We start from the raw sequence: 14,581 nt of genomic DNA, 5'->3' as shown, positions 1-14,581 counted from the left end.
AGGAGGTAGGATAGCTGCGTGACGCATTAACTGCGTCACGCAGCAGATTAGGTGAAATTGCTGCGTCGCGCAACTAGTTGGGATGTGCCGCGGATGACCGCAACGCGCCGGACCCGGTTGTACGAGGAGTTGTCGATGGCGTCCCGCCGCTATCTCGCCTCGTACGTGCTCTTCAACCAGGCCATCGCCGACCACCTCGGGCTGCACCCGACCGACGTGCAGGCTCTGAGCCTGCTCTCGGCAGCGCCCGAGCCCCGCACGGTGCGAGAGATCGCCGACATGACCGGCCTCACCACGGGATCGGCTACCCGCCTGGTCGACCGCCTCGAACGTGGGGGCTATGTGAAACGCACACCCGACCAGGAGGACCGGCGCCGGGTGCTGGTCACCCCGGTGCCAGAACGCCTCGACCGTGTCACCGCGGTCTGGGACGACCTGGGCCAGTCCTGGCAGGCGATCCTCGACGACCACACCGAGGAGGAGCTCGAAGTGATCACCCGTCACATGCAGCGAGCTGATGACCTCAGCCACGCGCAGATGCGTCGCCTGCGGTCCCGACCGAAGCCCGCCTGAGGCCACGGCCCGCCAGGGTGCTCGCGAGGGTGTCGCCCAGGGGAAGGACGCATGAACGCGGCCGTCGTTCTCGACCTACCGGCTGGGCCAGGTGAGCGCGATCAGGGGGTGACCAGGCCGGTCCGGTACGCGACGACGACGGCCTGAACCCGGTCGCGCAGGCCCAGCTTGGCCAGAATCCGGGCGACGTGTGTCTTCACGGTCGCCTCCGACAGGTGCAGGCGACCAGCGAGCTCGGCATTGCTCAGGCCCTGGGCCAGGAGGCCCAGCACCTCCAGCTCACGCGGAGTCAGGGCGCTCAGGTCCCGGTGGATCGCCGGCGGGTCGGTGTCGCGTTTGGCGAACCGTTGTACGAGCCGCCGCGTGATCGCCGGTGCCAGCAGCGCGTCGCCGGAGCGGACCAGCCGGACGGCAGCCACCAACTGCTCCGGGGTGACGTCCTTGAGCAGGAAGCCGCTGGCCCCGGCGGTCAGCGCCGCGTACACGTACTGGTCGAGGTCGAAGGTCGTGAGCATGATGATGCGGGGTGCCTCGCCAACGCCGGTGAGGATCTGGCGGGCGGCCGCGAGGCCGTCCATGTCCGGCATCCGGATGTCCATCAGCACCACATCGGGCCGGTGTCGATGGACCGCGTCGACGGCCTCCACCCCGGTCGTCGCCTCGGCGACCACGTCGATCCCGTCGGCGGTCAGGATCATCCGGAACCCGGCCCGGACCAGCGCCTGGTCGTCGGCGACCACCACCCGCAGCGCTGCGGTCATCCCGTGCCCCCCATAGGTATGCCCGCCCGGCCGTCGTCCGCGCTGCCCGCGCTCATGACTTTTCCACCGGGATCAGGGCCTCGACACGGTACCCACCGGTGAGCCGTGGGCCTGCCTGCAGGGTGCCACCGTAGACCGAGAGCCGCTCTCGCAGACCGATCAGCCCGCGCCCGGTGCCGCTGCCGGCAGTCACGCCGGCCCGGCCGCCGGTGTCGGTCACCTCCACCCGCAGGTGGTCCCCGGCGTACTCGACGACCACGCGTACGGACGCGCCGGTCGCGTGTTTGACGGTGTTCGTCAGCGCCTCCTGCACCAGTCGATAGACGGTCAGCTCGATGCCGGACGGCAGAGGCCCACGCTGTCCACGCACGACGAGCTCGACCTCGACCCCCGAGTCGCGCATCCGCTGCACCAGCGCGTCCAACCCGTCGAGCCCTGGCTGCGGCGCCAGATCGGTCTCGTCCTCCGGCCCGATCACGTCACCGTCCATCGTGAGCAGCCCCATCACGTGCCGCAGCTCGGTCATCGCGGCCCGGCCGCCAGCTTCGACCGCGAGCAGCGCCGCCCGCGCGTCCTCGGGCCGGGACCCCATGACCTTGCGGGCCGCGCCGGCCTGGATCACCATCACGCTCACGTTGTGCGTCACCACGTCGTGCAGCTCCCGGGCGATCCGGGCCCGTTCGAACTCCGTCGCCCGGCGCAGCGCCTCGATCTGCTCGTGCTCCATGGCCGACATGCGCTCCCGGCCCTCGTCCGCGTGCTGCTTCCACCGGCGTAGCCCTTCGGCCGCCACCGCGATCGGAAGCAGGATCAGGAACGGCACGGCGCTGTCGGACACCGAGCTGGCGTCCGACTGCAGCCCGGCGTGCAGAATCGCGGCCGCAGGCAGGCTGGCCAACGCCAGAATCTTGTACGGGCTGAAGACAGCGGCGCTGTAGCCGGCGACGACGCAGGCGAAGAAGGACAGCCGCAGCGCGGCCGGGTTGTCGTCGACCAGCACGGCAGTGGCCAGCACGACCCAGAGCACCCCCAGCGGGTACCGGCGGCGAAACAGCAGCGGCAGCACGACCAGGATGAGCAGGGCCGCCGTCCAGTCGGTCCCGTCATCCTCGACCGGCAGGAAGGGGGGCCACACCGGGTCGGGTGGCCGCGGCGGCATCGGGTAGCCCGGCAGGGGCTCGCCCTGGCTGAACGCGATCCGGTCCGGCGCCGGCTGGTCGTCGACGCCCGCCTGGATTGCGACGAGACCGAGCCCGAGCGCCACGAGCGCGTCGAACAGCTGCCCCCGGCGCGACAACGGTGGCAGCTGGCCGACCGGACGAGCCAGGGACCGGATGCCGGCCCAGAGTCGGATGAACACCGCACGCCCCGTCATCGGCTCATTCTCGTCGCCGGGCCGGACCGGTGCATCGGCCGCAGGAGCGGTGACGCTACATCGCACGCCTACCTCGCAGGGATGACGCCGCCACCGCTCATCCCGATGAGGTACGGAAGATGCCTCCCGCTGCCGATGTGTCCGGCCCGTACCCGCTCCTAGCGTCAGCCTGGCCAGCTCGACGACCACCTGAGGAGACGGGGACATGACCACACCGCTGATCGAACTGCGTGAGGTGACACGCCGGTACGACGAAGGGCCGCCGGCGTTGCGTGAGGTGTCGTTGAGCGTCGCGGCCGGCGAGGCGGTGGCGATTCTCGGTCCGTCCGGCAGCGGCAAGTCGACGATGCTCAACCTGGTGGCCGGGCTGGACCGGCCGAGCACCGGCACGGTCACCGTCGACGGGGTCCGGGTCGACCAGCTCGGCGAAGCGGCCTCGGCCCGCTACCGGCGGGCCCGGATCGGGCTGGTGTTCCAGTTCTTCAACCTGCTGGACGACCTGACCGTCGCCGACAACGTCATGCTGCCGGCGCAGTTGGCCGGGATGGGCCGCGGCACCGCCCAGCGCCGGGCCACCGAGCTGCTCGGCCGGCTCGGCGTCGGCCGGCACGCCGGTGCGTACCCGGGGAGGCTTTCCGGCGGTGAACGGCAGCGGGTCGCCGTCGCCCGCGCGCTGATGAACCGGCCGGCGCTGCTGTTGGCCGACGAGCCGACCGGTGCTCTGGACACCGCCTCCGGCGAGGAGGTCATGCGGCTGCTGAGCGAGCTGCACGCCGACGGCCAGACCATCGTTGTGGTCACCCACGACCTGGCGCTCGCCGAGGCGTGCGCGACCCGGACCGTCCAGCTCCTCGACGGGCAGGTCGCCGCCGACTCCGCGATGGAGCAGGTCCGATGAGCGCACTGGCTCGGGTGGTCCGGGCCGGGGTCGGTCGGCGACGCGTACAGACGATCGTGGTCGGCCTGGTCGTGATGATCGCGGTGACCTCGGCCGTCCTCGGCGGTTCGCTGATGGTGGCCTCCCAGGGACCCTTCGACCGGGCCTTCAGCCAGCAGCAGGGCGCGCACCTCACCGCCCAGTTCAACGCCGCCGCGGTCACCGAGGCACAGCTGGCCGCGACAGCGAGCGCCGCAGGGGTTGCCGCGGCGGCGGGACCGTTCCCGAACGCGCAGTTGAACCTGACCAGCGAGGCGGGCAATCCGATTCCGCCGGTGAACGTCGTCGGGCGTGCCGACGCGGGCGGCGCGGTCGACCGGGTGGTCCTCGTCGAAGGCCGATGGGCGACCGCGCCTGGGGAGATCGTGCTGGCCACGGGGGGTCGCATGCAGTTGCCACCGCAGATGGTCGGGCGGCAGTGGAAGGTGTCCGACGCGCCGGGCAGCCCAGCGGTGACCGTCGTCGGGGTCGCCCGATCGGCCAGCCGGACCGCCGACGCCTGGACCACCCCGGCGCAGCTCGCCGCCTGGGCCGGACCCGATGGTCCCCGCACGTACCAGATGCTCTACCGCTTCACCACGGCCGGCACGGCCGAGCAGGTCCAGGCCGGCCGGACCGCGGTGGAGGCGATCGTCCCCGCCGCCGCGCTCGCCAGCGTGTTGTCGTGGCTCGACGTCCGCCGGGAGGCGACCGGTGAGACCCTCCTGCTGGTGCCGTTCCTGATCGCGTTCGGCATGCTGGGCGTGGTCATGGCGGTGCTGATCATCGGTAACGTGATCGCTGGTGCGGTCTCCACCGCCACCCGCCGGATCGGCATCCTCAAGGCGCTCGGTTTCACGCCGGCCCAGGTGGTCCGGGCGTACGTGGGTCAGGCGCTGATCCCGGCCACGGTCGGTGCGGCGCTCGGTGTGGTCGCCGGCAACCTGCTGACCGTACCGATCCTCGCGCAGACCAACCAGCTCTACGGCACGAACGACAACGGGGTCGCGCTCTGGGTCGACGCGGTGGTGGTCGGCGGCGCGCTCACCATCGTGGCCGTTACCGCCCTGGCCGCCTCCGCCCGGGCCGGCCGGTTGCGCAGCGTCGACGCGCTCGCCGTCGGCCGTACCCCTCGACCCGGCCGGGGTCAGTGGGCGGCCCGCCTGACCAGCCGCCTGCCGATCTCCCGGCCGGTGACCCTTGGCCTGGCGCACCCCTTCGCCCGGCCGGTCCGAGCGGTCAGTGTCGTCGCCGCGATCGCTTTCGGTGCGGCCGCAGTCACCTTCGCGGTCGGGCTCGGCACGTCACTCAACCGGGTCCAGGAGGTCGAGGACATCGCCGACGTCCAGGTCGGGGCGCCGCACCGGATGACGCCGGGTGAGCAGCCGCCGCCGGGGCCAGGGAAGCCGCAGCCGTTCGACGACCCGGCCGCGATCGAGAAGGTGATCGCCGCCCAGGCGGGTACCGGCGGGTACATGGGGGTGGCCCGCAGCGAGGTCACCGCTGGTGGGATCACCGGCGATCTCGACGCGGTTGCCGTCACCGGGCCTGACTCGGCGCGCTACTACCGGATGGTGTCGGGCACCTGGCTGACCGGGCCGGGGCAGATCGTCGTCTCGACCCCCTTCCTGACCGCGGCCGGCAAACGGGTGGGCGACAGCATCGTGCTGACCGACAGCGGCGTCGACATCACCGCCAAGATCGTCGGTGAGGCGTTCAACACCGACAACGACGGCATGCAGGTCGTCACCGACATCGCCACTCTGCGCGCGGCCGAGCCGGAGCTGGCGCCGTCGATGTACTACGTCTCCGTCGAGTCCGGCACCGACGCCGGGGCGTACGCCGAAGCGTTGACGGCGGCGCTGGAGCCGGTCGGCGCGGCGGCCGACCGCCTCAACCACCAACCCGACGGGATGATCATCATCGTCAACGCGCTGACCGGACTGCTCAGCCTCATGCTGATGGTCGTCGCCGGCCTCGGCGTGCTGAACACGGTCGTCCTGGAAACCCGGGAACGCGTCCACGACCTGGGCGTGCACAAGGCACTCGGGATGACCCCCCGGCAAACCACGGCGATGGTCATCGCCTCGGTCGTGGTCACCGGCCTGCTCGGCGGCGCGGTCGGTGCGGCGGTCGGCGTGTTGCTGCAACGCACGGTCATCACGGAGATGGCGGGCAGCGTGGGCTTCCGCCTGCCCGACTCGGTCCTCGACGTGTACGGCTCGGTCGATCTGCTGTTCTTCGGCCTCGCCGGGCTGGTCATCGCCGTGGTCGGCGCACTGCTGCCCGCCGGCTGGGCGGCGAGGACAAGGGTCGCGGTGGCACTGCGAGCCGAGTGACGAGGAGGATCCGCCGCTCACGAGCCTTGCCCGTGAGCGGCGGTGCCAGGACCGCAGGTTTCACCCTCGCGTAACGGGTACTCAGGCGCACCGGCGCCCCGGAGGGTGAACAGCGCCACGGAGTAAGGGAGTTCGTGTCATGCCCGATCCGCAGCCCACCATCGTTCTCGTGCACGGAGCGTTCGCCGAGTCGGCGAGCTGGAACGGTGTCATCGACCGGATGGGCGCCGCGTACGACGTGGTGGCCGCCGCCAACCCGCTGCGGGGCGTCGCAGCCGACGCCGCGTACGTGCGGGACGTGGTACACGGGATCGGCGGTCCGGTCATCCTCGTCGGCCACTCGTACGGCGGCATGGTGGTCACGCAGGCCGCAGCCGACGAACCGCTGGTGCGGGCCCTCGTGTACGTCAACGGCTTCTGCCCGGACACCGGTGAGTCGGGGCTGTCGCTGTCCGGGAAGTTCCCCGGCAGCACTCTCGCCGACACGCTGGTGCAGTACCCGGTGTCGACAGGTGGCAACGAGGTGGCGATCGGCCAGGACGTTTACCACGAGCAGTTCGCCGCAGACGTGTCCGCCGACGTCGCCGCGCTGATGGCTCGGACTCAGCGGCCCATCACCGAACAGGCCCTGGGCGACGGGCTCTCCGGCGACCCGGCCTGGCGATTGCTGCCCAGTTGGTTCGTGTTCGGGGACGCCGACAAGAACATCCCGGTCGCCGCGCATCGGTTCATGGCCGAGCGGGCCGACCCGCGGGGCCAGCGCGAGGTCGTCGGCGGTTCGCACGCGATGGTGGTTTCCCGACCGAGCGAGGTCGCCGAGACGATCATCGAGGCCGTCCGGGCGTGAGCGGCTGACGTTCCGTCCTTTCGCTGCCGGTCAGGATTGGACTTTCGGCAGTGCCGGATGGTCCGCGTCTTACATAGCGTCATGTCCGTGATCGAGACCTCGACCGAAGAAGAGGGCGCGGCCGGAGGCAGCGTGGCTGTCCGCCGGCGGGTGTTTGATCCAGGCAACCTGCTGGCGGCGGCTACGACGGTAGCGGCCGGTTTGAGCGTGGTGAGCCTGTGGTGGGCTGTGCCAACCGTGATCACCGCGTTCCTGGCAGGGCAGCGGCCTGGAAAAAACCGTCCGACAGCACTGGTACTGGTTGCAGTTGTCGCGGCCGGAGTAGTGGCCGCGTCCGTGGTGCCCTCGTGGCTCGGTGTAGGGAGCCGGTTCGTGGGGGTGGTGGTCCTCGCCGCCATGCTGCCCTGGTTCGCGGGTCGGTTCTGGCGCCAGCACCAGGAGTTGATCAGGGCCGGTTGGGAGCGGGCCGAGCATCTGGAACGAGAGCAGCGGTTGGTCGCTGAGCAGGCCAGGCTGCTTGAGCGGGCTCGCATTGCACAGGACATGCATGACGTTCTCGGTCATGACCTCAGCTTGATCGCGCTGTCGGCCGGCGCACTGAAGCTCGCGCCTGGCCTGGAAGACCATCATCGGCTGGCGGTCCAGGACATCAGGGCCAAGGCCGCGGCTGCGGTGGAGCGTCTCGGCGAGGTGATCGGTGTCCTGCGCGAGGAGACCGATGACGCACCGAAGCGGCCGTCCGATTCCAGCCTTACGCATCTGGTGGGCGAGGCGTCCGCATCCGGGCTCGCGGTCGAACTGCGCGTCGAGGGGGAGAGGGTAGACCTTCCTCCGGTGGTCGAACGGGCCACACATCGCGTCGTGCAGGAAGCGCTGACAAATGTGGCCAAGCATGCTCCCCATGCGGCCACGACCGTTCACGTGTCGCATACGGCGACAGAAACAGCGGTCTCGGTGAAGAACAGCCCCGCGTCGGCTGCGGTGGGCTCTCGTCCCTGGAGCGGAGGCCGCGGCCTCATCGGTCTCGATGAACGAGTCCGGCTGGCCGGCGGCTCATTTGAATACGGCCCTCGACGCGGCGGTTTCGCAGTCGTCGCCCGGCTTCCGCACCTGCCTCCAGCGCAGCAATCGCTCCCTGCCGCCCCTACTCCTCATCGACAGAGGGGCGTACTGCCGCAGGAATACCGCCACGCTCGGCTCCGTGCCGGCCGCACCCTGGTCACCGCGCTGATGCTGCCTCTCGTGACCGGCGCGGTGCTGAGTGGAGCGCTGATGGTGTGGGAGACGCTGTCGGCGTCGCGTTCGGTGCTGGACCCGCGCGACTACGCCCGCCTGCAGGTGGGGCAGGATCGCTCCGAGGTGGAGCGTGTGCTGCCGGACCGTCAGACGATCCACCGCCCGCCGGCTACCGAACCACAGGGACGAGGTATCACGTGCGAGTTCTACGCGATGACGGCCGACCGGTTCGACGACCGGTCCGGAGACGCGTACCGGTTGTGCTTCCAGAGGGACGTGCTGGTGTCTCTCGATGCTCTGACGCCCTGAGCGTTCGATGATCCGGGTCCTGATCGCCGACGACGAGGCGATGATCCGCGCAGGCGTGCGGGCCGTATTGTCCACCGATCCAGGCATCGACATCGTCGCCGAGGCAGCCGACGGGCATGAGGCTGTGGAACTGGTTCGGCGCCACCGTCCCCAGGTAGCCGTGCTCGACGTCCGTATGCCGAAGGTCAACGGCATCGATGCCGCGGCGGAGATCCGCAGGACGGTGCCGACCACCGGTGTGATCATGTTGACGACGTTCGGGGAGGACGACTACATCCTCCAGGCGCTGGGCGGCGGCGCCGCCGGTTTCCTGATCAAATCGGGCGAGCCCGAGGAACTGATCGCGGGAGTCCGTGCCGTTGCCGACGGCGCCGCCTACCTGTCACCGAAGGTCGCGGCCCGAGTGGTCGCGCACCTCGCGGCGAGCGGCGCCGGCGCCCTGGCCAGTCGGCGCGGCGCCGCCCGTGAGCGGGTCAATGGGCTCACTACCCGGGAACGCGAAGTGCTGTCCTTCCTCGGCAGCGGGTTGTCCAATGGCCAGATCGCCCGCCAACTGCATGTGGTGGAAGGGACGGTCAAGGCGCACGTCAGCTCCGTCCTGGCCCGTCTGGGTGTGGACAACCGGGCCGCTGCCGCCGTTGTGGCTCATGAAGCCGGCATCGTTCCCCACCAGCGCCTGACCAGCACTGATGTTGCCAGGACCGCGAGCGGCATCACAGCGAGCAACACAGCAGCCGCGACGGTACCGCCGAGAATCGCACCGGCGAACACGTCGTGTGGGTAGTGGACTCCCACCAGGACGCGTAGGAGCGCCGCCGCCCCGGCCAACGGCAGTGTCACGAAAGCGAGACGAGGCCGCAGCACGGTCAGCCCGACCGCGAGAGCGGCGGCCAGGGTGGCGTGGTTACTCGGGAAAGACCAGTCCCCAGCCACCGGACACTCCGCGATCGCCGCGACCCCTCGCAACGCTCGGCAGGGCCGCTCCTCGTCCACGACCAGTTTCAATGCCTCGCTGATCGCGTAGGCGGCAACCGTGCCGACACCGATCACGACAGCCCCTGCGGCCCCCGCCGCGTCCCTGCGACGGACTGCAGTCCAGCACAGCCAGACCAGCATCAGCCCAAGGATCGCCAGGGTGCCCTCGGTGGCCACCTCAAGAAGCGAGCCCATCCATGCGGGTGCGTCTGCCATTGCTCCGGTCACCGACCGGTACGCGGATACCGAAGTCCCCTGCGTTACCTCAGTTGCGCCAGCCTTGCCCAGCCCGCCTGGGGACAGCCAGACGATCGCTCCAACTCCCGCTCCCAGCAATGCCACGGAGCCCAGCAGTCGGGTGCCCCGTACGTTCTCTCGAGAGTGCGTTTCCATGGCGCCGAACGTAGGAGCGGCAGCATTCGGAAGCCTGAGCCGAACGGCAAGGTCGGACTTGGACGATGGTCAGGGTTGACACCCGGGTTCGTTGCCCTCTGGGCGGCCGAGCATGGGTTCGTCGAGGCCGCCAGGGCCGAACTCGGCCTGCCCTCCGCGTTCACCCCATGACCTGGCACGAGCTCCGACGCGGGAAGTCGCCGTGGACCGCCGATGGTGGGCCGACGACGCGAGGTCGTGTTCGCCGAGGAGGAATAGGAGCCGGTAACTCCCCGTCTCCTGGGCGGCGGGAGAAGAGCAAAAGAAAAAGCACGGAGATCTGACTCCCTGCCACTTCTAACATATAGCGCACCGGGGGGCTTGCGGCAAGGCCCGGGTCATGCCGCAGAATCGGCGGCCGGATACAGCACCGACGAAAAAGCGGGGGTACGACGTGGGTGTGCTTTCGGCCAGTGCGGCGCAACGGAGCACGGTTGCCGTGGAGGTGTCCCGATGACAGAGCAGTACGTGTTGGATCTGCAAGAGGTCGACGAGACGCAGGTCGCGGTCGTTGGCGGCAAGGCCGCGAACCTGGGCGGGCTATCGGGGATCGACGGCATCCGCGTGCCGGCTGGCTTCTGCGTCACGACGGCGGCCTTTCAGCGGATCATGGCGGACGCGCCGTCGATCGACGATCTGCTCGATCAGCTGTCGCGGCTGAACCCGGATGACCGGGAGACGATCCGCACGCTCAGCGCGGAGATTCGTCGGATCATCGAAGGGGTTGTCTTCCCTGGTGATCTCGCGGCGGCGATCACCCGCACGCTCGCGCAGTTCGGCGAGCAGACCGCCTACGCCGTGCGATCCAGCGCGACGGCAGAGGACACGCCGACGGCCTCCTTCGCGGGCCAACAGGACACGTACCTGAACGTCGTGGGCTCGGCGGCGATCCTCCAGCACGTCGGCAGGTGCTGGGCGTCGCTGTTCACCGAGCGGGCCGTGACCTACCGTCTGCGAAACGGTGTCGACCACCGGAAGACCCACATGGCCGTGGTCGTGCAGCAGATGGTCATCTCGGACGCGGCGGGCATCATGTTCACGGCCGACCCCGTCACGGGCAACCGGAAGGTCGCCACCGTGGACGCCAGCTTCGGTCTCGGCGAGGCCCTGGTCTCCGGACGGGTGAACCCGGACGTCTTCAAGGTGCGCGACGGCGAGGTCGTCGCCAGAACGATCGCCGCCAAACAGCGTGCCGTCCACGCACTGCCGGCCGGCGGAACGCAGGGAGTGACGATCGACCCGCAGCGACAGGAGCAGCCGGCGCTGACGGACGCGCAGGTCGTACGGCTCGTGCGGCTCGGCCGGCGGATCGAAGCGCACTTCGGCAGCCCGCAGGACATCGAATGGTGTCTGGTCGACGATGATTTCCAGATCGTGCAGAGCCGGCCAATCACCACGCTGTTCCCCATCCCGGCGGCCCGCGACCAGGAGAACCACGTCTACCTCTCCGTCGGTCATCAGCAGATGATGACCGACCCCATGAAGCCACTGGGGTTCTCCATGTGGCAGTTGACGGCAATGGCGCCGATGCACGAGGCCGGCGGTCGACTGTTCGTCGACGCCACCCGGCTCCTGGCCTCGCCGGCGAGCCGCGCCAGCTTCCTGAAGATGGCCGAGAAGACCGATCCGCTGACCAGGGACGCTCTGGAGACCATCCTCGACCGCCACGACTTCGTCCCGGCGCTCCCGGACGGCGGCCCCGGCGTTCCGCCGGTCGGCGGCCCGCCCGCCCCGATCGAGACCGATCCGGCCATCGTCACCGCGCTGATCGAGCGCAGCCAGGCGTCCATCGCCGCCCTGCGGCGCGACATCCAGACGAAGACCGGACCGGCGCTGTTCGACTTCCTGCTGGAAGCCTTCCAAGAGCACAAGCGGGTCCTCGGTGACCCGTTGAACATGCAGGCGATCATGGCGGGAATGGACGCCACCTCGTGGCTCAACGACCGGCTGGGGGAGTGGCTGGGTGAAAAGAACGCCGCCGACACCCTCACGCTGTCGGCCCCCGGCAACGTCACGTCGGAGATGGGGCTGGCGCTGCTCGACGTCGCGGACGTGATCCGACAGCATCCGGAGGTGGTGGCGTTCCTGCAATGCGTCGAGGACGACGACTTCCTGGACGAGCTGCCGAAGTTCGCCGGCGGGACCGAAACGCGCGACGTCATCGAGGCCTACCTCGACCAGTACGGCATGCGCTGCGTCGGCGAGATCGACATCACGAGGCCCCGTTGGCGCGAACGCCCCACCACGCTTCTGCCCATGATCCTGGACAACGTCCGGAACTTCGAGCCGGGCGCCGCCAGGCGGCGCTTCGAGCAGGGACGGCAGGAGGCGCAGACGAAGGCGCAGGACGTGCTGATGCGCCTGCGGGCACTGCCGGACGGGGAGCAGAAGGCCGACGAGACCAAGCGGATGATCGACCGGGTCCGGACCTTCATCGGCTACCGGGAGTACCCGAAGTACGGCATCGTCAGCCGCTACTTCGTCTACAAGCAGGCCTTGCTCCAGGAGGCCGAGCGCCTCGTGCAGGCCAACGTGCTCCCCGCGACGGAGGACGTCTTCTACCTCACGTTCCAGGAACTCCACGACGTCGTGCGCTCCCACCAGGTGGATGTCGAGCTCATCCAGCAGCGCAAGGACGCGTTCCGGTCGTACCACGCGCTCACCCCGCCCCGGGTGCTGACATCGGAGGGGGAGGTCATCACCGGGGCGTACCGACGCGACGATGTGCCGCCCGGCGCCCTGATCGGCCTAGCGGTCTCCGCCGGGACCATCGAAGGGCGCGCTCGCGTCATCCTGGACCTGGCCCAGGCCGATCTCGAACCGGGCGACATCCTGGTCACGGCCCACACCGACCCGAGCTGGACGCCCCTCTTCGTCGCCATCGCGGGCCTGGTGACGGAGGTCGGGGGATTGATGACCCACGGCGCAGTGATCGCTCGGGAGTACGGCCTGCCGGCTGTCGTCAGTGTCCTGGATGCCACCCGGCTGATCCCCGACGGGCAGCGAATCCGTGTGCACGGAAGCGACGGCTACGTCGAGATTCTGCCGTGACTGACCACTCACATCGACGATCGCGGCGATCGCGTTGCTCGAACCGGGAGCCGACCTCGGCGATTCATGTCTCCTCGATCAGCAAGCCGCTGGCATTCGTACCCTGATCACGATTGCTGCGGTCGTTGTTCGTCCGTGACCTGGATGATCGTCTTGCCCGGTGTGCGGCGGTGGCGGGCGAACGCGGAGGGCGTTTCGGAGAGCGGTCGCACGGCGCCGACGATGGGATTGAGCCGTCCGGTCCGGAGGCGCTCGGCGAGGTCGGCCAGCCGGGCACGATCGGGTTCGACGACGAAGAAGATGGCTCGTCCGTCCTTGGGCTGCGCGGTCGGCGGCATCGCGATGGTGACGAGGGTGCCGCCCGGGCGCACCAGTTCGGTCGACAGTTCGAGGATGTCGCCGCCGATGACGTCGAACACCACGTCCACCTCGCCGACCTGCCGCAGATCGTCGGCGTCCAGGTCGACGAAGGTCTGTGCGCCGAGGGCGAGCGCGACCTCGCGGTCATCGGCTCGGCCGGTGCCGATCACGTGGGCGCCCACCTCCTGCGCGAGTTGAACGGCGATCGAGCCGACGCCGCCCGCGGCGCCGTGAATGAGGACGGTCTGGCCGGTCGTGAGGTGGGCGTGGTCGAACAGGCCCTGCCATGCGGTCAGTCCGGAGATGGGCAGCGCGGCGGCCACGGTGTGATCGATGTCGGCCGCGAGGGGGGCGAGGTTACGAGCCTCTACCGCGGTGTATTCGGCCAGGGACCCGTTGCGTGCCCAGTCGGTCAGCCCGAACACCCGCTGGCCCACGGTGAGGCCTGTGGTTCCGTAGCCGAGTTCGACCACAGCTCCGGACAGTTCGTGGCCGGGAATGCTGGGTGTTCGGTCACGGCCAGCGCGGTCGGACCACGTTGCCGGCCAGTCGAGCTCCCCCGGGGTGAAGCCTGCGGCATGCACGCGCACGATGACGTCGTTCTCCGCGGCGTGGGGATAAGGCATGTCGGTCAGGGTGAGTCCGCTGACACCCGCGTTACGGTCTCGCACGGTGATCGCTCGCATGCTCGAAGCCTTTCAGGAAATTTCGTCGGCTGGCCGTGGTTGTGGGGGCCCGTCTCGGATCAGCTCGGCCAGGGCGATCCGACGATGCGCTCGACCGTCGTCACACGCTGAAAGCCGGGGATGAAGTGTTCGAGTATGTCGGAGTTCACGGTGCCGTTCGTGGTTTCGGGGCGGTTCTTCAGCCCGTCGACGTGGGCACGCAGAAACTCGTTCTTGAAGTCTCCCCGTGGATGGATGGCGAGAATTTCGGCAAGCTGATCGTGTTCCAGTCCGTCCAGGCCGAGGCCGAGCACGTCGGTCAGGACGCCGAGGTACGTGGTCGCGATTTCCGGGCCCATCCGGTCGGGGATGCCGGGCGTGGTGTGCAGGGCGATCGCCGTCCAGACGGTCTCGGCGGCGGCTGTCGAGAAACCCCGGTCCAGGAGGAACTTGCGCGCGTGATCGGCGCCGTCAATCTCGAAGCGCTGCTCGACGTCGGAGAAGGGAGTCAGGAGGCCGGTGTCGTGGAACATCGCCGCCAGATAGAGCAACTCCGGGTCCGGTGTCACACCGAGCCTGCGAGCGTGAATCAGACCGAAGAAGAAGACCCTTCGGGAATGGTGGTAGAGGAGAGGAAGGGTCGACTCCCGGATGTGCCTGGTCGCTTCGGCGACCGCCGCTGTCTCAGGAATCTCCAACCCCGCGATGACCTCGGACATGCTCACAGACCTTCCGGAAAAAT

General features: G+C 69.4%; 11 protein-coding genes and 2 pseudogenes. 7 read left to right on the top strand and 6 right to left on the bottom strand.

Annotated elements, in window-relative coordinates:
- The first annotated feature begins 93 nt into the window (after positions 1-93).
- On the top strand, positions 94-573 hold the full coding sequence (locus ACLQ28_RS14245) for a MarR family winged helix-turn-helix transcriptional regulator (RefSeq protein WP_425686719.1): 480 nt from the start codon (positions 94-96) through the stop codon (positions 571-573).
- Between the two features lie 101 nt (positions 574-674).
- On the opposite strand, the gene ACLQ28_RS14240 is transcribed toward ACLQ28_RS14245, so the two are convergent.
- Both ACLQ28_RS14240 and ACLQ28_RS14235 read right to left on the bottom strand, forming a co-directional pair.
- Entirely contained in the window at positions 675-1,334 is a 660-nt protein-coding gene (locus tag ACLQ28_RS14240) for a response regulator (RefSeq protein WP_425686718.1), read from the bottom strand.
- A gap of 52 nt (positions 1,335-1,386) precedes the next feature.
- Positions 1,387-2,709 carry a sensor histidine kinase gene (locus ACLQ28_RS14235; protein WP_425686717.1) on the bottom strand — a complete coding sequence of 441 codons (1,323 nt, stop codon included), beginning with the start codon at positions 2,707-2,709 and terminating at the stop codon, positions 1,387-1,389.
- Positions 2,710-2,914: 205 nt separating this feature from the next.
- Here ACLQ28_RS14235 and ACLQ28_RS14230 point away from each other — a divergent pair, with 205 nt between their 5' ends.
- The 5 genes and pseudogenes from ACLQ28_RS14230 to ACLQ28_RS14210 form a co-directional block, all read left to right on the top strand.
- On the top strand, positions 2,915-3,607 hold the full coding sequence (locus ACLQ28_RS14230) for an ABC transporter ATP-binding protein (RefSeq protein ID WP_425686716.1): 693 nt from the start codon (positions 2,915-2,917) through the stop codon (positions 3,605-3,607).
- The gene (locus ACLQ28_RS14225) at positions 3,604-5,964 is read left to right on the top strand and encodes an FtsX-like permease family protein (RefSeq protein ID WP_425686715.1); all 2,361 of its coding nucleotides are present in this window, start codon (positions 3,604-3,606) and stop codon (positions 5,962-5,964) included. Before ACLQ28_RS14230 ends, ACLQ28_RS14225 begins: the two co-directional genes overlap by 4 nt.
- A gap of 139 nt (positions 5,965-6,103) precedes the next feature.
- Positions 6,104-6,811 carry an alpha/beta fold hydrolase gene (locus tag ACLQ28_RS14220; RefSeq protein ID WP_425686714.1) on the top strand — a complete coding sequence of 236 codons (708 nt, stop codon included), beginning with the start codon at positions 6,104-6,106 and terminating at the stop codon, positions 6,809-6,811.
- 87 nt (positions 6,812-6,898) lie between these two features.
- Complete coding sequence (locus ACLQ28_RS14215; protein WP_425686713.1) at positions 6,899-8,356, top strand: sensor histidine kinase; 1,458 nt, start codon at positions 6,899-6,901, stop codon at positions 8,354-8,356.
- 7 nt (positions 8,357-8,363) lie between these two features.
- A pseudogene (locus tag ACLQ28_RS14210) lies at positions 8,364-9,020 on the top strand (response regulator); the annotation flags it as partial.
- On the opposite strand, the gene ACLQ28_RS14205 reads toward ACLQ28_RS14210, so the two are convergent.
- Complete coding sequence (locus ACLQ28_RS14205; protein ID WP_425686838.1) at positions 9,002-9,472, bottom strand: phosphatase PAP2 family protein; 471 nt, start codon at positions 9,470-9,472, stop codon at positions 9,002-9,004. The pseudogene ACLQ28_RS14210 and the gene ACLQ28_RS14205 sit on opposite strands and share 19 nt — an antisense overlap.
- A 744-nt stretch (positions 9,473-10,216) precedes the next feature.
- On the opposite strand from ACLQ28_RS14205, the gene rph reads away from it, so the two are divergent.
- The gene (rph, locus tag ACLQ28_RS14200; protein WP_425686712.1) at positions 10,217-12,814 is read left to right on the top strand and encodes a rifamycin-inactivating phosphotransferase; all 2,598 of its coding nucleotides are present in this window, start codon (positions 10,217-10,219) and stop codon (positions 12,812-12,814) included.
- A 107-nt stretch (positions 12,815-12,921) separates the two neighbouring features.
- Here the strand turns inward: rph and ACLQ28_RS14195 are convergent, their stop codons facing one another.
- From ACLQ28_RS14195 to ACLQ28_RS14185, 3 genes and pseudogenes are all read right to left on the bottom strand, one after another.
- Positions 12,922-13,497, bottom strand: a complete 576-nt coding sequence (locus tag ACLQ28_RS14195) for an NADP-dependent oxidoreductase (protein WP_425686837.1) — start codon at positions 13,495-13,497, stop codon at positions 12,922-12,924.
- 33 nt (positions 13,498-13,530) lie between these two features.
- Positions 13,531-13,800, bottom strand: a pseudogene (locus ACLQ28_RS14190) (alcohol dehydrogenase catalytic domain-containing protein); the annotation flags it as partial.
- 119 nt (positions 13,801-13,919) lie between these two features.
- Positions 13,920-14,558, bottom strand: a complete 639-nt coding sequence (locus tag ACLQ28_RS14185; RefSeq protein ID WP_425686711.1) for an HD domain-containing protein — start codon at positions 14,556-14,558, stop codon at positions 13,920-13,922.
- Positions 14,559-14,581 lie beyond the last annotated feature (23 nt).

This window comes from Micromonospora sp. DT201, assembly GCF_049841575.1.
Taxonomy (GTDB): domain Bacteria; phylum Actinomycetota; class Actinomycetes; order Mycobacteriales; family Micromonosporaceae; genus Micromonospora.
The sequence above is the reverse complement of the archived record's forward strand: the minus strand, read 5'-3'. Positions and strand labels throughout refer to the sequence as shown.

Coding starts and splice junctions, on each gene's coding strand:
- rph (WP_425686712.1), top strand. CDS start 10,217: ATGACAGAGCAGTACGTGTTGGATCTGCAAGAGGTCGACGAGACGCAG.
- ACLQ28_RS14205 (WP_425686838.1), bottom strand. CDS start 9,472: ATGCTGGTCTGGCTGTGCTGGACTGCAGTCCGTCGCAGGGACGCGGCG.
- ACLQ28_RS14220 (WP_425686714.1), top strand. CDS start 6,104: ATGCCCGATCCGCAGCCCACCATCGTTCTCGTGCACGGAGCGTTCGCC.
- ACLQ28_RS14230 (WP_425686716.1), top strand. CDS start 2,915: ATGACCACACCGCTGATCGAACTGCGTGAGGTGACACGCCGGTACGAC.
- ACLQ28_RS14185 (WP_425686711.1), bottom strand. CDS start 14,558: ATGTCCGAGGTCATCGCGGGGTTGGAGATTCCTGAGACAGCGGCGGTC.
- ACLQ28_RS14240 (WP_425686718.1), bottom strand. CDS start 1,334: ATGACCGCAGCGCTGCGGGTGGTGGTCGCCGACGACCAGGCGCTGGTC.
- ACLQ28_RS14225 (WP_425686715.1), top strand. CDS start 3,604: ATGAGCGCACTGGCTCGGGTGGTCCGGGCCGGGGTCGGTCGGCGACGC.
- ACLQ28_RS14245 (WP_425686719.1), top strand. CDS start 94: ATGACCGCAACGCGCCGGACCCGGTTGTACGAGGAGTTGTCGATGGCG.
- ACLQ28_RS14235 (WP_425686717.1), bottom strand. CDS start 2,709: ATGACGGGGCGTGCGGTGTTCATCCGACTCTGGGCCGGCATCCGGTCC.